17 protein-coding genes and 2 pseudogenes are annotated in these 17,824 nt (G+C 39.7%); 10 read left to right on the forward strand and 9 right to left on the reverse strand.

The window, feature by feature from the left end; translation table 11 throughout:
- Positions 1–62 precede the first annotated feature (62 nt).
- Positions 63–1,115, forward strand: a pseudogene (gene ltrA / locus I4641_RS18380) (group II intron reverse transcriptase/maturase); the annotation flags it as partial.
- A gap of 99 nt (positions 1,116–1,214) precedes the next feature.
- Positions 1,215–1,577: an HNH endonuclease gene (locus I4641_RS23890; protein ID WP_369426836.1), complete on the forward strand. Its 363-nt coding sequence runs from the start codon at positions 1,215–1,217 to the stop codon at positions 1,575–1,577.
- On the opposite strand, the gene I4641_RS18385 is transcribed toward I4641_RS23890, so the two are convergent.
- On the reverse strand, positions 1,574–2,503 hold the full coding sequence (locus I4641_RS18385) for an NAD-binding protein (protein WP_229642039.1): 930 nt from the start codon (positions 2,501–2,503) through the stop codon (positions 1,574–1,576). The genes I4641_RS23890 and I4641_RS18385 overlap by 4 nt on opposite strands.
- Before the next feature lie 45 nt (positions 2,504–2,548).
- Between I4641_RS18385 and I4641_RS24270 the strand changes: the two are divergent.
- The 3 genes and pseudogenes from I4641_RS24270 to I4641_RS18395 all read left to right on the forward strand — a co-directional run.
- Positions 2,549–2,716: pseudogene (locus I4641_RS24270) on the forward strand (hypothetical protein); the annotation flags it as partial.
- 15 nt (positions 2,717–2,731) lie between these two features.
- Positions 2,732–2,917, forward strand: coding sequence for a hypothetical protein (locus I4641_RS18390; protein WP_229642040.1), 186 nt, complete (start codon positions 2,732–2,734; stop codon positions 2,915–2,917).
- Between the two features lie 347 nt (positions 2,918–3,264).
- Positions 3,265–3,630 (forward strand): protein kinase domain-containing protein, encoded by a 366-nt coding sequence (locus tag I4641_RS18395; protein WP_229642041.1) that lies wholly within the window; start codon positions 3,265–3,267, stop codon positions 3,628–3,630.
- A gap of 94 nt (positions 3,631–3,724) precedes the next feature.
- On the opposite strand, the gene ruvX is transcribed toward I4641_RS18395, so the two are convergent.
- From ruvX to I4641_RS18415, 4 genes are all read right to left on the reverse strand, one after another.
- Positions 3,725–4,171, reverse strand: a complete 447-nt coding sequence (ruvX, locus tag I4641_RS18400; protein ID WP_229642042.1) for a Holliday junction resolvase RuvX — start codon at positions 4,169–4,171, stop codon at positions 3,725–3,727.
- Positions 4,172–4,184: 13 nt separating this feature from the next.
- The gene (locus tag I4641_RS18405) at positions 4,185–5,480 is read right to left on the reverse strand and encodes an N-acetyltransferase (protein ID WP_229642043.1); all 1,296 of its coding nucleotides are present in this window, start codon (positions 5,478–5,480) and stop codon (positions 4,185–4,187) included.
- A gap of 9 nt (positions 5,481–5,489) precedes the next feature.
- A complete protein-coding gene (locus tag I4641_RS18410; RefSeq protein ID WP_229642044.1) occupies positions 5,490–5,765 on the reverse strand; it encodes a hypothetical protein in 276 nt (91 codons plus the stop codon).
- Positions 5,766–5,871: 106 nt separating this feature from the next.
- Entirely contained in the window at positions 5,872–7,407 is a 1,536-nt protein-coding gene (locus I4641_RS18415; protein WP_229642045.1) for a tetratricopeptide repeat protein, read from the reverse strand.
- A gap of 168 nt (positions 7,408–7,575) precedes the next feature.
- On the opposite strand from I4641_RS18415, the gene I4641_RS18420 reads away from it, so the two are divergent.
- Complete coding sequence (locus I4641_RS18420) at positions 7,576–9,750, forward strand: DNA polymerase III subunit gamma/tau (RefSeq protein WP_229642046.1); 2,175 nt, start codon at positions 7,576–7,578, stop codon at positions 9,748–9,750.
- 43 nt (positions 9,751–9,793) lie between these two features.
- Here the strand turns inward: I4641_RS18420 and tsaD are convergent, their stop codons facing one another.
- Positions 9,794–10,834, reverse strand: a complete 1,041-nt coding sequence (gene tsaD / locus I4641_RS18425; protein WP_229642047.1) for a tRNA (adenosine(37)-N6)-threonylcarbamoyltransferase complex transferase subunit TsaD — start codon at positions 10,832–10,834, stop codon at positions 9,794–9,796.
- A gap of 203 nt (positions 10,835–11,037) precedes the next feature.
- Here tsaD and I4641_RS18430 point away from each other — a divergent pair, with 203 nt between their 5' ends.
- Complete coding sequence (locus I4641_RS18430; RefSeq protein ID WP_229642048.1) at positions 11,038–11,535, forward strand: Photosystem I reaction center subunit III; 498 nt, start codon at positions 11,038–11,040, stop codon at positions 11,533–11,535.
- 45 nt (positions 11,536–11,580) lie between these two features.
- Positions 11,581–11,709, forward strand: a complete 129-nt coding sequence (gene psaJ, locus I4641_RS18435) for a photosystem I reaction center subunit IX (protein ID WP_229642049.1) — start codon at positions 11,581–11,583, stop codon at positions 11,707–11,709.
- A gap of 127 nt (positions 11,710–11,836) precedes the next feature.
- Here the strand turns inward: psaJ and I4641_RS18440 are convergent, their stop codons facing one another.
- The 3 genes from I4641_RS18440 to I4641_RS18450 are packed head-to-tail and all read right to left on the reverse strand — an operon-like array spanning position 11,837 to position 16,112.
- The gene (locus I4641_RS18440) at positions 11,837–14,152 is read right to left on the reverse strand and encodes a CHASE2 domain-containing protein (protein ID WP_229642050.1); all 2,316 of its coding nucleotides are present in this window, start codon (positions 14,150–14,152) and stop codon (positions 11,837–11,839) included.
- A 24-nt stretch (positions 14,153–14,176) separates the two neighbouring features.
- A complete protein-coding gene (locus I4641_RS18445; protein ID WP_229642051.1) occupies positions 14,177–15,118 on the reverse strand; it encodes a DUF1822 family protein in 942 nt (313 codons plus the stop codon).
- Between the two features lie 25 nt (positions 15,119–15,143).
- Positions 15,144–16,112: a hypothetical protein gene (locus tag I4641_RS18450; RefSeq protein WP_229642052.1), complete on the reverse strand. Its 969-nt coding sequence runs from the start codon at positions 16,110–16,112 to the stop codon at positions 15,144–15,146.
- Between the two features lie 128 nt (positions 16,113–16,240).
- Here I4641_RS18450 and rnc point away from each other — a divergent pair, with 128 nt between their 5' ends.
- Complete coding sequence (gene rnc / locus I4641_RS18455) at positions 16,241–16,963, forward strand: ribonuclease III (protein ID WP_229642053.1); 723 nt, start codon at positions 16,241–16,243, stop codon at positions 16,961–16,963.
- A gap of 346 nt (positions 16,964–17,309) precedes the next feature.
- A complete protein-coding gene (locus I4641_RS18460; RefSeq protein ID WP_229642054.1) occupies positions 17,310–17,807 on the forward strand; it encodes an ATP-dependent zinc protease family protein in 498 nt (165 codons plus the stop codon).
- Positions 17,808–17,824 lie beyond the last annotated feature (17 nt).

The following is a 17,824-nucleotide window of genomic DNA, read 5'->3' on the forward strand; positions in this document are numbered from 1 at the left end:
CGCACGGTTCTTAGGGGGGTGCGGACTGGTAACAGTCCAATCCTACCCGACAGAAAACAGCAGGTATAGACGGCTTGAAGTCTCTCTCTCCCAAACAAAGGCTGATTCTCGTCCAAAATCTCAAGCTAGGTACGGAGAAAGCATCTCCTACTCGTCGTGTTTGGATTCCCAAACCTGGTTCAACGGAGGAGAAAAGACCTCTTAATATCCCCACCATTTTCGACAGAGCCAAACAGACTCTATTCAAAATGGCACTAGAACCTGAATGGGAAGCGAAATTTGAAGCTAATAGCTTTGGCTTTCGCCCTGGACGTTCCTGTCATGACGCGATTGTAGCAATCTTTCAAAATATCTGTCATAAGCCTAAGTGGATTTTAGAGACAGATATCTCGAAGTGTTTTGATAAAATTGCTCATCAACCATTATTGAAGAAACTCAAAACCAGTCCCTTTATCGCTCGGCAAATTCGAGCTTGGTTAAAAGCTGGTGTCATGGATGGGTCGAATTATCACAAAATAGCTTCTGGCGTGCCACAAGGAGGTAGTTTATCTCCTTTACTCGCTAATGTTGCTTTACACGGTATAGAACAACGAATTAGCAAACGCTTTCGTGGTGCAAAACTAGTCCGCTATGCCGATGACCTAGTGGTGATTCATGACTCGTTGGAAGTAATTCAACAAGTCAAACCCTACCTTCAGAAATGGTTGCAAAAAATGGATTTGGAATTAAAACCTAGTAAGACCCGCATCTGTCATACTCTTAATCGGGTTGATGGACAAGTGGGTTTTGATTTTCTTGGCTTCAACATTCGCTCTTATGAGATGAGTAAATACAAGTCAGGAAAATCAATGAAAGGATTTAAGACTATTATCCAACCAAGTGCTACAGCAATTAAACGACAATCTCGTAAATTGCGGGAAGTAATACAAAAGCACAAAGCTGCTCCTCAAGCTGCTTTAATCGACCATCTCAATCCAATTATTCGAGGTTGGTCCGCTTATTACTCATCCCAGTGCAGTAAATTCGTCTATAGTCATTTGGACTTTCTACTGTACCAAAAACTACGCGCTTGGGCATATCGTCGTCATCCAAACAAAAACGGTAGATGGATAGCCAGCCGATACTGGCTGGTTAACAGTGGTGGAGGTTGGGTCTTTGCAGCTAAGTCAGGTGAACAACTGCTGAAATTAGCCACTCACTCACAAACTCCCATCGTGCGACATATCAAAGTTAGGGGAAATCGTAGTCCGTTTGATGGCGATTGGAGTTATTGGGCTAAAAGAACAGGTAGTCATCCTGAACTACCAAATCATATCGCCCAATTGTTGAAGCGACAAAGGGGTCAATGCCCCTATTGTGGACTTTATTTTGAGTTTAGTAATCTTCTGGAAGTCCACCATCTGGACGGCAATCGCCATAACCATGTATGGAATAACTTGACTCTACTTCACCAACATTGCCACGACCAAGTTCATCGAGGTGTGCATGACAAGCACCAGATTGTTGAGAAGCTGGATGAATTTAAAGGTTCACGTCCAGTTTTGCAGACGAGTCGGAGGGGTGACCCTTCGGCTTAGTTTAACCGAACCCCAATATAAATTACATCTGCTGTAATCCGTACTTTTTTAAGCTCTCGTACCAAATGTTGAGCTTGATATCGGTAAAAGCGTATTGGTAGTACTGTAGGCAAATTATTTAGCCACTGCTTGACTTCGCTACGACTACATTGGGAGATCGCCGCTATCTTTTCTATACTTCGCTCGATAGCATCACTACTTATAGCTTCTTCAATCTTTACTCGCCAGAGACGAGGTAGCATTTGACCCCATTCGATGCGTTGTAAACCATTACTGGTAGCCAAGACCACTAGGCGATCGCCGATTTGAAGTTGAACATCTTCCCAAGGCATCAAGGAGTAATGATGCTGTCGATATTTTTGATAGAGAATTGGCACGACACCATAGCCATGAGTAAATTCCGATAGCAACAGTCCGTTGAGAGTATCCCCCGCTTCGACGTAATATTCCGTTACCATGACAATGCGATCGTTCAAATGAAAAAAGCTAAGAACGTTTTCACCAAAAGCAGCACAGGCGAAAACTTCTGCCGACAAAACCGCGTCACACAGAACCTGGGCATAGGGAAATAGCGGTGCAATATTATCGCCAAATTGAGGATTCTGAGTACGAACGATGAGCCGAATTACAGGATTGAGAGCGTGAGCCTTCAAGCCAATTTCTAGGTTTTCTAAATTATCTTCTTCTAGTAAAATAATGCTTTTAGCATGAGCTAAGTTTGCTTTTGCCAAAGCTTCAATAGAATTGCCTTCTATTAAAGGTAGATTTGGTAAAACGTGGCGTTCTAAGGTAGTTGAGTGAATGCCGACTAAAGGGCGATCGAGTTCTTGCAGAAGAGATGCTACCTTTAGCCCCAAACGATTTAAACCGACGAGAATTATATGATTGCGTTGTGGTATGGGCGGAGCAGAATCGAAAAACTGCAACCTAGAAGTAACTAAAGCATCGGTTAGCAGTACAGAGGTACTGCTATTAGGGAATTAGCTCAAGGTTGGCATGATGAACCCGATACTTTACCCCTCATCAAGCAATCTGCTCAATCTGATCATAATAGGCTTGTCAGAAGTACTGCTATTAGCGAATTAGCCAAGGGTTGGCACGATCGCCCTGAAACATTTGAATTGTTAGCCAGTTGCGCAGTTAAAGATCCTTTTATGCGTAACGAAAGCGAATATGCAGGATACGGAACTAATCCTCGCGAAACAGCTTTAGAAGGAATTGTGCAATATTTCTTAAACCATCCTCAAACGAAAGAACTATTAAGCGATCGCGCAAATAACGATCTCGACGAACAAGTTAGAAAATTTGCACAGAAAGCATTAGATAATTTATCTGAATAATTTAGTTAACCTTTCATTCTTTTAATACTTATTTCCCAAATACTTGCTGTTGATAAAAATAATTCGTTGTTGCGATCGCAATGTTGATGAGTCACAACTATAAAATCGATTTAGATGACAGAATGTTATCCAAAGTAAGATATGCGATTTGGAATAATGACTTGGATTTTATGAGATTGATATTAGCCAACGATAAGCTATTAAAATCTCTTAAAGGTGAATATTTTTATGATTATGACAATGGCTATATTTCGTTTTTGGATTTTACTCGAAAAAATGGTAATTCGCGCATGAAAGATTTGATCGAAAATAAACTTTCTAAATAATTTTTATATTTATTTTTTACTGTGGAACTTATTTATCATTCAGGCAATATTATTCAAGAACGCTATTCTATCATCAATCAATTAGGAGAAGAAGGTAGCGGTATTACTTATGCAGCTCAAGATTTAACTGAAGGTACGACAGTCGCAATAAAAGTTTTGTCTTTGAATCAGTTAGAAAATTGGAAGAAAATTGAATTATTCGAGCGAAAAGCAAAGATATTACAACAGCTAGAACATCCTAATATTCCCGAATATCTCGATTATTTTCAACTAGAAACTGAAGAAAACTGTTCTTTTTATATTGTTCAACAACTTGCACCAGGAAAATCTTTAGCCAGTTTAATTGAGGCAGGTTGGCAGCCAGATTTACCTACAGTAGCAAAATAAAATTAACTTATTATCAGAAAAAACTAATTATTAATCTGCCTCCTGCTCGCTTATCTAAATTAATCTAAATTAGCCGATGAGTAAACAATATTTATTACTTGTTACTTATTACTTTCTCTTCAGAACGTCGCCTATCTAGCCACTGCTGGAGGATAATAGCTGCTGCTTGGCGATCTATTGCACCTTTGTCGCGGGTGGAAAACTTTTTGCTTGCTTTGAGTCTGGCTTCTGCTTCTACTGAAGTTAAACGCTCGTCTACATATTCAAGGGGTAATTTGAGAATCTGGCTAATTTTATTGGCAAATTTCTGGACTTGTTTGGCTTGAGAACCGATATTGCCATCCAGGGTATAGGGCAAACCGACGACTAATATTTCTACTTCTCGCTCTCGAACAATATCTTGTATTTTCTTAATATCTTCAGCAAAAGAAGTTCGATAAATAGTAGTTAAGCCAGTCGCAATTAACCCCGTGCCATCGCAGCCAGCAACACCCATGCGCTTTCTTCCTACATCTAAGCCCAAAGCTGCAACTCTTTTCATGGTTGACTCTAGCTTAAACTAACCCACTACGGGGGGGTTCAAAAGATTCTCCAGGGTTATTTTTTTCCGTAGAAATCAATTGATTGGATTTTGAAGAAAAGATATTTTTTTGTCTGACAATATTTTGATAGGAACTGGAAATAGACTTGAGCCAAGATATACGAGATGGAATAGGGGCGCGGGCTGGTTTTAAACCCTGAAATACATCCGATAGTTGTAGCCCCTCCAAAGGCTTGGCTTCCTTAATTTTGTGCCATACAGAGCGAGACATCAATAAAGTATGTTCGACGGCAGTTGCACCAATTTTGTTAAAGTATTCTTCTCTTTCTGGTTGATAATCAGCGGAGACTATTTCTAAAGGTTGAGAATAAACCTGACGATCTGGTGCAAAATCATATTTGCGATCAAGGGATTTTTGAACGATTTGCGCCATTTGAGCCGTCAATTTAGGGTAAAGCCAAGTGTAAGCAGGATTGACCGTTAAATGAGCTTTATGGGGGCGAGAACCATCTCTAGAAGACTCCAATCTGAAATAACCAATAGCAGCTTTACGCTGTGGCTCAAAAACATAGCCATTAACAACATCAGTGCCGTTAAGCCACTGTCGAATATGACCGACAGCATTTTGGACTAAATTAGTTTTAAAATCTTCTACGTGGCGGTCAAATACCTGACGTAGCAGGGGAGGCATTGACACGCAATCTAGTTGATATAATAATGGTGCATCTGCATTACTGATGGGCAAAAAGTTGGGTAAATCAGGGTCTTGTTGAGCAAGTTGAGCGACTAATTCCGCCGAAAGCTGCCAATAAGTCATTTGAGCTAAAGGCTGAAAGCCATTTTCTCGATAGAGAGCCAAATGATTTTTCTCATTGACATTAACTTCCAACATCCACGTTCTGGCTTCCCAAATGTTTTGCAGACAATGACGCAATAATTGCGAACCAAGCTCTTTTTGAGATTTGAGTAGTTCTAAACTTGGAGAGTTGCTATTGAGCAAAACCCTTTCTACTCTCCAGGTACTACGTGTACTATTGAGAGAAGAAACTTGAATTAAACCCAGAACCTCTTCTAAGTGCTGGGCTACATAGACTCGCCAACCATGATAGTAAGAACGAGGTAAAAGACTGAGAAACCTTTTAAGTCCGTACCAAGAACCAACCTGTTCTAGTTCTCTATCGATAGTTATGAGACGCTTAGAAGTCTCTCTGGCAACACATTCGCTCACCAAAGCATTGATTGCATCCACATCACGATGTTGAAGAGGACGAACTATAAGCTGTTCATTGTTAGGTACGGATGAAGTCATAATTTCTTGTTAGTCAACCTTTTCTAATTGCCATAAAATTTGATTTCCTTCTCGTCTCACCCTCGAAACAACCCAGTTGCGCCAAGACCAATGATCTCCTCTACTAGTTACAGCACTAGCATTGATGTCCATTAGATCTGCTAATTCAGAGCTACTGATGAGATAGCCTTTGCCAGCTATTTCTTCGGCAATTCTGAGGGTGTCAATCAAGTCTCGTAGTTGAGTAACTCTTTCCTCGCTCGATACTCTAGTTTCTTCCATTGCGTTGTTTGATGATTCTGTCATAGCTAGCTAGAATTTTATACCTTATGGTTAGTTCCCAAGATGCTAAGTGTAACTTTGTCTTGCGGATATTAAAGTTTATCCGATAACTTGATTACCGTCATCTTAGCTAATTTGAACGAGAGTTATCTGCTACTAGGTTAGTATATCTCGAACGTGCTGGTTGAAAATCGGGTTTTATTTCTAAAGATTTCTCATAGCTGGCAATAGATTCTGCCCAGTTTTCTAGTTGTTCGAGGGCGCAGCCGCGATTGTACCAAAACAGATGATTGCCTGGGGTTATTTTGATCGCATTACGCCAACTGTCTGCTGCGGCTAGCCAATTTTCTAGTTGATATAAAGCGTGGGCGCGGTCGTTCCAAGCTTGATAATTGTTAGGATCTATAGATAATGCCTTTTGAAATGATTCGACAGCTTCTTCATATTTACCCAAACGACCTAAAGCACTACCGCGATTGTGCCAGGCTTCTGATAGATTGGGATTGATACTGAGAGCTTTTTCCCAGGAAGCGATCGCTTTATCAAATTCTCCTCCACTGACTTGTTTTAGCCCTAAATTAAACCAACCTTCAATCAAATCGATACTAGAGCGATCAAGGTCAACAGGTGGCGTTAGGGAAGAGTCAGAGGGCGATTCTGCGACTGGATTATCTAGCTTGGTCAGGGGAACATTAAGTTTTTGTGATATTTTTTGAGCCAACTCCTCATCTTGTTGAATTAGGTTCATTACTCGATCCATATCTATAGCGACAGGATCTGGTGATAATTCCTCTGTCTCCAATTTAATGGGAGAAGAATCCTGTATGAACTCCTCAGTCATTGCCTCAGATTTTACCTCGTCTAGTTCAAATTCAAATTCTTCTTCACTATAGGTGCTGGGAGATTGGGAATAGTTTGAGTCTGGAATTTCCTTCTCTGTTGACTCTTTTGGGATGAAATCGTCATCGGGGACTTCTTCCAGTAATTCTGTAAAGGGAAATTCGTCTTCTGGTTCAGTCTCAGAAGATAGATCGTTTGGCGACTCTGCAATTGTTTCTGTGGCATCGATCGATTCTTCTAGGCTTGGTTCTTCTTTTGATGTAACATTAGAAGAGAGATCTGTTCCTCCATCTTTCATAGCAGCCGAGCCGAGTTCGGCAAAATCTTGAGGCAATCTTTCTGATAAAGTTTCTTCTGTCTCCAAGTTCATAGAAGGAGAATCCAAAATTAGATCGGGGCCAACATATTCCCAGACTACATCTTCTGTATTGCCAAACAATAATTCTCTGCCAATACGGTTGGACGCGCTGCCAATTTCTTTTACTTGGGCAGCAGATTGAGTCAGTTCGCCCAAACGAACCATGATTGTACCCAATTGTCGCTTAGACTGGATTGGTAAGGTGATTATTTTTGTTCGCAGACGCTCCAACCAAGCTATCCAATCTTCTTGTTTTCCACGATCGCCTAGTTGAGCGAAAAACTTAATAATTCGGCGATCGTGCCAACCATGAGAAACACCTTCCAAAAGCTGGTTAAATAGAAATTCATAGTCAGCATCGGATAAAAGAGAGACAGATTCAGATGTCTTATCTTCAAGCGGGGGTGAGTCCTGACTAGCGTTTGACTGTTGGTTATTTTCTGTGACTTGCCCAATCGTGTGACTCATTTGCCTTAGATCAAATATACTGATTTTATGAGTAAAGCTAAATTAATTCCCCTCAAAGTTCACAGTTCGTTCATAGACCAGTGACCCCTTGAGATAGCTAAATATTGCTCAATTGTACAGGGATAATTTTCTAGTAACTAGTGGGAAATAAAAAGATCCACATCAAATATGCCTTACGAACCAATTCACCACAAGTACCGACCACAAACTTTTAAAGATTTAGTCGGTCAGGAAACGATCGCTTTGACTTTAAGCAATGCTCTAAAACAAGAAAAAATTGCCCCAGCCTACCTGTTTACAGGCCCTAGAGGAACGGGAAAAACATCTAGTGCCAGAATTTTAGCAAAATCTTTAAATTGTTTGGCTAGCGATCGCCCTACTCCCGAACCTTGTGGCATTTGCGAGGCTTGTTTGGCGATCGCAAAAGGTTCGGCGTTAGATGTGATGGAAATTGATGCTGCTAGCAATACAGGGGTAGATAATATTCGTGAAATTATCGAGCGATCGCGTTTTGCTCCCGTTCAGTGTCGATATAAGATTTATGCTATTGATGAATGCCATATGCTCAGTACCGCAGCATTTAATGCCCTTTTAAAGACTTTAGAAGAACCCCCGCCACAGGTTGTTTTTATTTTAGCGACTACCGATCCCCAACGAGTTCTTTCCACGATTATTTCTCGTTGTCAGCGATTTGATTATCGGCGTATTCCTTTGCCAGAGATGGTGAGTCATTTGGAATATATTGCGAGGTCAGAAAATATTGCGATCGCCAATGATGCTCTTACTTTAATCGCCCAAATTGCCAATGGAGGTTTGAGAGATGCAGAAAGTCTTTTGGATCAGTTGAGTTTATTACCAGACACTATTTCTGTAGAGAAGGTTTGGGATTTGGTTGGTGCCGTACCCGAACAAGATTTATTAAAGCTCCTTCATGTTATTAATCAAGATAATTCTTTGGGTGTTTTAGAGCAATGTCGCAGTCTTTTGGATCGAGGAAGAGAGCCGATAGTTGTCCTGCAAAACTTAGCTAGTTTTTATCTTAATTTACTGATTGCTAAAACTGCGCCTCAATGTCCCGATCTCGTAGCGGTTACAGAAACTTGTTGGCAGCAATTGTGCGAAGAAGCAGCCAGTTGGGATACGAGTCTAATTCTGAGGGGTCAACAACATCTCAAAGAAGCAGAAAACCAATTGAAAAGAACTACTCAACCTCGTTTGTGGTTGGAAGTTACTCTGTTGGGTTTGTTACCTCAAGCTCACCAAACTATTGTCAGTCAAGCCGAACCAGTAATAAGTAAGATAGCTACTGTTTCTGCCTCGATAAATATTCCTGTAATTGAGCCACAAGCACCCCAAAATAATATTGCTCCAGCAGAAGATACTAAAGTTATTGCGAAGGTAGGGGAGCAACCCCAAAAACTTCCAGAAAAACTAGCTTCCGTTCCTCCTTCTATTGCCGAACCCAAGTTTTCTTCTGTCCCGCCAAAAGTTCCGCCCACAACCCCAGAAACATTCCCTTCCAATCCTTCTCCTGAATCTTCTCCAGCAACGGTTAGTAACGTAGATATTCAAGGAATTTGGAACAGAGTGGTTGATTCTGTTCCCTCGCGGATGACTCAAACTCTATTGACACAACACTGTCATTTGGTTAGTTTTGATGGTTCGAGTGCCATAGTCGGTATTAGTTCGGCAACATTACAAAAACTGAATCAAAATAAAGTTCCTAATATAGAACAAGCTTTTGCTAAAGTCGTGCAGCACAAGGTTAAGGTACAACTGGAAGTTCCTGCTAAAAATAATAATTCAAAAAAAAACTCTGAACCTGTAAATAATCCTCCTCAACAGCCAATCAGAACGCCCAGAAACGATGTTCAGCAAGATTTTGCTCAAAGTCCCGATAATTCAAACTATTATGTCGAACCCGTCGAACCAGTTAAACCAAATATCGTTCAAAAAGATCGGGTAATTAAACCTCAATCAGATAATTTTAGCGATCTCAATTCTGCTGTATTAGACTCATCTGTTTTCAATCAAAATGTTCGACCTTTCTCTCAAAATTCGACTTCAGCAACAACTGCTAGCGTTCAAAATAGCCTCCAAAATAATATCTCTTTAATTCCATCTCCAGAAGCTATTGAAGTAGATTTAGACTCAGATTATGAAGATGACGATCTACAAAAAGCGATCGCCAGTTTGACTCAGAGTTTTGAAGGAGAATTAGTTAAAATGGAACGCGACGGAGATGAACTTTTGGAGCTTATAGAAACAGCCGAAATAGAAACATCAAAAACTATTCCCATCCTCGATCGACCAGATATAGAAGACTATGAAGACGATTGGTAGCAACTAACAGCACGCCATACTACCAAATAATTATTTCACAATTTTACTGATACAATTCCAATACTTTATCAATTCTCATTCGCGATCGCACTTCCAAATCTAGCTGAGATCTGTGTCCTAAATTAAAATGTTGGGCTGCTGCACAAGCGATCATCGCTGCATTGTCTGTACAAAACTTTAAAGGTGGAAAATATACTTTTAAATTGTGTTTTTGGGCTGCTTCTGTTAGATACTTTCTGAGTCCGCTATTAGCTGCCACTCCACCGCCAATGGTTATAGTATCCAAGCCATTGTCTAAGGCACATTTAACACTGCGTTTGGCTAACACCTTAGCAACGGTATGTTGAAAACTGGCAGCTACATCAGCAACAGGAATTTCCCCCTCTGCTTCTAGTTTTTCAGTTAGCCTCAAGACTGCGGTTTTTATGCCACTAAAGCTAAAGTCATAGGGATGATAACCCCTGCCATCTGGTAAGGATATCCTGCCCTCGGGCAAGGGGAATGCTTTGGAATTGCCAGATTGTGCCAGGCGATCGATTATAGGCCCTCCAGGGTATCCTAGATTGAGTAAGCGGGCTACCTTATCAAATGCTTCTCCCGCTGCATCATCTCTAGTCGATCCGAGTAACTCATATTTACCGTAGTCTTTGACATAAATGCTGCTGGTATGTCCTCCAGAAACTAACAAACACAAGAAAGGCGGTTTTAATTCTGGTTGTGCCAAATAAGAAGCGTAAATATGCCCTTCTAAATGATGTACCCCTAAAAATGGCTTGTTATAAATCATGGCAAGAGTTTTGGCTGCTGCCATTCCGACTAGCAAAGCCCCTACCAAACCAGGGGTACAGGTGGCTGCGATCGCATCTATATCTTGCCAATTTAAACCCGCTTCTTCCATTGCCTGGCTAATACAAGGATTGATAATTTCTAAGTGTTGTCGAGAAGCTAATTCGGGTACAACACCACCATATGTCTTGTGTAATTCGATCTGAGAAGAAACAATACTACTTAAAACTTGACGATTATTTACAATTGCTACCGCAGTTTCGTCACAACTTGTTTCGATCGCTAAAATTATTGCCATCCTTTGATAAGTTGAATTATGAGAACAAATTTGTTCGCCTATTCTTGGTTTTCGGGTACTAGCTACCAGACTATCACGGCGTTAATCGACACTGAGATAGATTTAAAACTATGACCGAAAGTAAGAATAGTTGATGCGAAAGAGATATCTTTTGCATTAATACACAAACACAATTATTATCTGACACAAAAGGAAACATATTCATGAGAAGGTTGTTTGCTTTAATACTAGTATTTACGCTTTGGTTTGGCTTTGCTCCTACAGCTAGTGCTGATGGTGTAGCAGGTTTAACCCCTTGTAGCGAAAACTCTGCCTACGTACAAAAAGCTAAAAATTTCCGTAACACTACTGACGATTCCAATTCTGGTAAAATTAGAGCCGAGCGTTATGCCCAAGCTCTTTGCGGTCCAGAAGGCTACCCTCACCTGATTGTAGATGGTCGTTGGTCTCACATGGGAGACTTTTTTATCCCTAGTATCTTGTTCTTGTATATTGCAGGTTGGATCGGCTGGGCTGGTCGTTCCTACATTATTGCGATTAGAGACGAAAAAGATGCTGAAATGCAGGAAGTTGTAATCAATGTTCCTTTGGCTGTCAGCAAAATGTTAGCTGCTGCTACTTGGCCTTTACTTGCTTTTGGCGAATTTACTAGTGGCAAAATGTTTGCTGATGAATCGGAAATTACCGTTTCACCCCGCTAAATCAGACTCTAGATTACACTTTTATCGTTTTAACAGGAGGATATTATGGGAGACTTACAAAAGTTTCTTTCTACTGCCCCAGTATTGATCATGGCTCTGCTTACTTTTACAGCAGGAATTTTGATCGAATTTAACCGTTTCTATCCAGATTTGTTGTTTCACCCCTTGGGCTAACATCAAATCTACTTGAACTACAGGTTTCAATAACTTAACTTAAAATGTTTATCTTCAGCGGAGGTGCTAGAGATTTACATTTTTTATTCTGCGATTAATTTAATTTGTTAGTCGCAGTTTTTGTTTTTTACACATAATCACCAACCCTAAAGTAAATAGCGGCGATCGCGGCTGATAATAATAGACCCAAACAAGGAGCGATCACAATTAACCAACCGCCATTGAGAAATAAAAGCCAACTGCAACCAAAAATGAGGATTATTGCCGTCGAGATACTCAAAAATATTTTGAAAAAGGAAGATTTAGCCAAAATAATTATGCCACTACCAACCCCACACCAAAAGGCTATCCAAGACATTTCCCAGCGATCGCAAAGCCACCATAAAAGTTTTTGTTCTCCCAAGGCTATACTGATTAACTGGCTGGTCATTTGAGCGTGAATAATTACCCCAGGAAGGCGTTTTGCTTGTTTGCCTCGACTATAGGGAGTATGGTGCAGATCTTGGTTGTATCCCCGCACTCCAATTAAAATAATTTTATCTTTCACTAGTCGAGCTAAAGAATGCCCTTCCATGGTTAAGGCTTCTCTGAGAGGAATAGTTTGGGGTAAAGCGCGGGGATAATTGAGTAGGGTTTGATAGCCTTGAGCTTCGGGTAAATGATAGCCACCGCTAGTAGCTTTGAGGCGAGGGAGTTTTATGTCACCAATTTGCAATAGTCCCTGTTGTTCGTATTTTGCAGGAATATCGTCCAAATATTTTAAAGCCAAACGTAGACTTAAAGATAAACTGCTGGGACATACACCATCAGGAGACATCCCCAGAATTTGGCGACGAATTGCGCCATCATCATCGATCGCCCAATTACTAAAACCAATCTGCTGTTGGGGTAATGAAGATGGTGCTTCGATACTAACTAGTTTGGATCTCTCGACCCCAATGCGACAGATCGCAAAAAAATTATCTGTTTGGGCGAGGGTGTTTTTCAACTCCGAGTTAAAAGGAAAATCGTGAATCACATCCGAGGCGATCGCTTTTGCGCCACCAGACTGTAATTTATCAACCAATTTTTTCAAAGCTATATCTGACAAAGAGCCTCGCATATTTAAACCGACATCCCTTTGTTGCTGATATTTGATGTCGCGATCATCAATGGTAATAACTAAAACTCGTTCCTCTACAGGGGGAGTAAAACGGTAACTAATCAAACGGTCGTAAGCCCTTAATTCTCCTGCCTCAAGCCATCCCCAAGACTGGATTAAGCCTACCAAAATCAGTGCGATCGCGCTAGTTAGTATCCCAGAAATCAATGGTTGTTGCTGAGAATTTAATTTAACTGCATCAAAAAAAGGAAATAATTTTTGCTTAAGGCATATACTCCCCCAGGTAGGAGGAATGATGGCAGGATTTTGATATATAGTAGGCAACCAACTAGCACAAGGATATTGTTTTTCCCAGGCTTGTAATCGCTCTCGTGCCATCTTAGTCGCAAGATACAAAGAGTTACCCCCAGCATAAGCTTGGAGAAAATACTTAATAAACTCCTGTGCCATCATGTCAGGAATAGGCATTCGCATCACAATAGACTGAGGTAAGAATAATTTCCCCAATTCTTCGGCTATTCCCAGTCCATCACAAGAATTAAAAATAGCTAATTGCAGTCCATTAGCGATCGCTCGCTTAAATCCATGCTTTAGCTGTTCGATAGTTAGTTTATCTTCTGGGTTGAGATACAAGATCCCTTGTCGATCGATAGTTTGGCTGTGTCCAGCAAAGAAGACAATATCCCACGTTTCTTGCCACAATCGAGCGTACAATTCTTGACGAGTAGGTTCGACCAGAAAAAACACTTCCCCATTCTCTAAAGACTCCAAAAAATCGCGGTCAGCATCTAAATTAATTCCGCGATCTTCCCCCAAAATCGCTAAAATTCTCACTTTATTGTGGGGTTTTATTTTGGGTTGAATTGGAATGCGCTTAAAATCAAAATTACTAATGGCAATTTCCGAGTTAGGATAATTATCTAACAAATCCCAACAACACCAGGGTAACTGATAAATTTCTGGAAGGTCGCTACAAATCAATATTCTGATTGCTTCAGAACGATTTAATTCTTCTCGTAGATGTTTGTCAACAGAATAAAAGCTGGGAGAATTGAGCCATTGTTGTAATCTTTTTTGTAACTTTTTGGCAGTAGTGGCTAATTCTTCCTGAGGATCGATTGAACCATCATAAATAATCTGTTGGGGTTTAATTCGACTATGATTATCCAGTTTGGAATATTGTTGTTGCCAAAGGCGCAAGCATTCATTCAACCCTGGTGCGGGGGGCAAAATTCCTGCAAAACCGCGCTCGGCTGACTTTCCTTCTTGTCCAATTTCTAAACTGACTTGAAATCCTAACTGGAAATTGCCATTAAACTTAAGAATGACTAATTTTGCCATTACTACTAGCTATAAGTATCCTAACTAAATAATAAAGCTTTCTATTATTATCTGTTCGTCTAAAGTCAGTTCAACAGTAAAACTTTCTCCCAATGTACCGCTAAAACAAAACTCAATTGTCTTGGTTTCCTTGGTTTGAGCGATCATTACAGGACAACTGTCTCCATCTAAAATAATTACCTCCAAACCTTTGGGTAAAAGATCTTTCAGTTCACTATTGCAAACCATCAAAGAAATATCAAACTCTTCTTCGCTTTTGGGTTGTATGTTCAGTACTAAAGCGATCGCTAAATCGTCATATCCGAGGAAGGGGATTGGTTTAACCCGATTGATTCTTGAGGATAGTCGATCTTCGATTCGATCTGCTGCTTTTTGGGGACTTCTAAAATTTAAAGCGAGAGTAGAAGGAAAGAATTTTTCTATTTCTTGCCAGTCTTTGTCTTCACCCCCCTTAAACCAGCGATCGATTGTGATGGGTTGAATTGGTGCAACAGGTTGTTGTTGGCTTAGGTATCCAGGAAACTCGGTTAAAGACTCCAACTGATTTAAAGGTAGACTGGTTTGATTTACTTTGCGGGCAAATCCTATAATTGTAGAACGATTGAGAGACTCTTCTAATTCAACTATGACATAGCCAATCCGCTCAAACCAAACTTCGGGAGGAATAGTCACCGCATCATCTCCTGCTAAAACAAAACGACACTCAAGCTTGCCATAATTAGGAACTTGCAAATCGGCAACATTCATCATCGTTTGTAAAATAGGATTCCAGCTATCACTATCTTCGAGATTGGTCGACCAACCAAGAGAATTAAGATAAGAGTTTACTGCCGATACAGCTAAAGTATTGAGATATACTTGTTTGGCTTTATCCCTTTGGTATTGATAGCGACTAAATCTTTCAGCTTTAACGCGAGTTTTGAGGGGGATAATAGTTTGAAAGATTCCGGGTTGGTGATTTATCATTACAGTCTTAAGCTGGGGTAAATGTCTAAAAATACTTTTTCAATTCAGTCTTGAGTAAAGGTGAAAAACGACGACACCAACGATTATAAAAACTACTCAAAGTTGGAATTGGTATCCCAAAGAGATCGGATATTTGTTCCCAGCTTTTGCCTGAGAATTTAGCCAAGGTAATACTACTAAAATTGGCATCTGGTCTATTTCTGATATGGGCCGTAGCAAAAATTCTATCTGGGTCTTGAGTTAGATATTCTTGGAGAATTTGCCATAAATCTGGAGTATTTACTGGTTGTCTAATTTGTTCTAAACCTGCAAAAGAAGAAACTTCATGCTGGGCATATTTTTGGTAATCAATATAACTTTTTAAAACGAGTTTATCTAATTTAAAGTTAACCCAATTCATAAATTTACAATTCCCTCGTTGGGGATCGTATAAATCGATGTTGACACATATATAAGCGAAAGTTTCTGTAACAGCTTCTTCATAAAGAAGTGGATACAAGCTACTAGAAAATTTGCTGACATGGGGTCTGCACAGTCTGCCTGACAATTTAATTCCTTTAATCAGTTCGGTTAAAGCATATGTTCTTAGTTCGCTATTGACTGAGTAATTTTGAGCAGCTAAACCCATTTTTTTTAATAAATCGTCATCGAGTAATTGTTGAAAAATTTGCTTCTGGAGTTGATATAAATAATTTGGTTCAAGTTGTTTGATTTTCTTGAATTTGTTAAAATTCTCATCTTCATTAAAATCGATTAGATAAGTATAAAGATGAATAATTAGCTTTTCTTTAGCCCGATCGTATATTTCTTGATACACTCCTTTTAGCGGTGTACCATGAAACCGACGACACAGAGGTCGCGATCGCAAAATTGTAGTTACAATTTGATTGATTGCTAACTCTTGCTGTTGAAAATCATTGGTAGTTTGGCACTCATCCATCAGCTTGTCTAATAGCTGATATTTTGATTGCTCCAACTCATTACTAATGGTCATTTATGATGATTTATTGCACCCTTAAATTAATCAAGCTTCTCTATGTAATTACTTCTCGGTCGTAAATATAATTTACGGCTTTTGTTACAAAAATTTGCAAAAACTGTTGTTTTAAAACTAGTTATTCGATGATCCAAAAATTACCATCATTTAAAAACCCAGCCCTATTCGAGCTAGCTTTAACTCACCGCTCTTATGCGAATGAAAATACCTCCATAGCATCAGATAACGAACGTCTAGAATTTTTGGGAGATGCTGTTTTGGGGTTTGTAATTGCCGAAATGCTCTACACAATTTATCCTAGTATCAACGAAGCGCAATTAACTCACCTGCGATCGCGATTAGTAGATGAAAAGCAGCTAGGAAGATTGGGTAAAGAATTGGGTTTGGGGGCATTGATGCGCCTGGGTAAAGGAGCAGCTAAAGATGGAGGTAGGGATAATCCTTCTTTGCTTAACGATACTTTTGAAGCTACTTTAGGAGCATATTTTCTAGATGCAGGAATCGAATCAGTCCGTCAATATATCCTAGAAATATTTCAGCCTTTAGCTGAAGCATTAGTTAACGATTCTTTGGGATTTGACTCCAATGACGGTCAAAAGATTGCTCAACCTCAGGCAACATTTATTGACAGCAAAAACCGTTTCCAACAATGGGCTTTAGCCAATCATCAAGCTAAACCCGAATACGAAATTATCGCAGAATCTGGTTGCGATCGCAACAAACAATTTACTGCTAGAGTATCGGTTTTAGGAAAAGTTTATGGTATCGGTACAGATCGTCGCAAAAAAGAAGCAGAAAAAAGAGCAGCAGAAGCAGCAATGGCAAAAATTGCACCTAATACAACTTAGATTAAAAGGTTAAAAAATGCTATCAAAATCTACCTATTACTAATCATTGCTTAAATGTGGCTATGTTAGGAATAAAATGGTACGCTTTTATACATTACAGGAGAAAATTCGGACTATCCTGTATGAGTACCAAAATTTTGGTACATTACAGTTCGTGGGACTCCGAAGGCACTGATTAATTACTATTAGTGCCTTTTTTTTGTTTAAATGTTCCAGGACTATATCTTAGTGTATATAAATAGTACGAAAAGTAACTATAAAGATCGTCAGTAATTTAACTGAACTATTTTTTGTTACTAAGCCATTTTGCTTAAAACCCGATCAAAAACAACAATATACCTTCTTTGTGTCTAAAAATCTTAAAAGTACCTATTACAATAAATCCACCCAGGATAGAGCGATTATCGGTTGGCGAGAAATCATCGCTTTGCCCCAGTTAAAAATAGATTGGGTCAAAGCCAAAATTGATACGGGGGCAAGATCTTCTGCAATTCATGCGTTTGAAATTGAAGAATTGACTATTGAAGGCAAATCTTTCGTTCGTTTTCAAGTTCATCCATTACAAAGAGACGATCAAACCATCATTGTTACCCAGGCAGAACTATTAGAATACAGAGAAGTCAAAAACTCTGGCGGAAAAGCAGAACTCAGACCCGTAATCGTAACGGAGGTCAAGTTAGGTCAACAGCAGTGGCAAATAGAATTAACCCTGACTAATCGAGATGTCATGGGGTTTCGCATGTTGTTGGGTAGACAAGCAGTTCGTAATAAGTTTTTAGTAGATCCTGGTAAATCTTTTCTGCAAAGCGATAGGGAACACGACAATAATAGAAAACCTGAATAAAACACACCGCTTGCAGT

The organism is Waterburya agarophytonicola KI4 (assembly GCF_020640915.1).
Classification (GTDB): Bacteria; Cyanobacteriota; Cyanobacteriia; order Cyanobacteriales; family Xenococcaceae; genus Waterburya; species Waterburya agarophytonicola.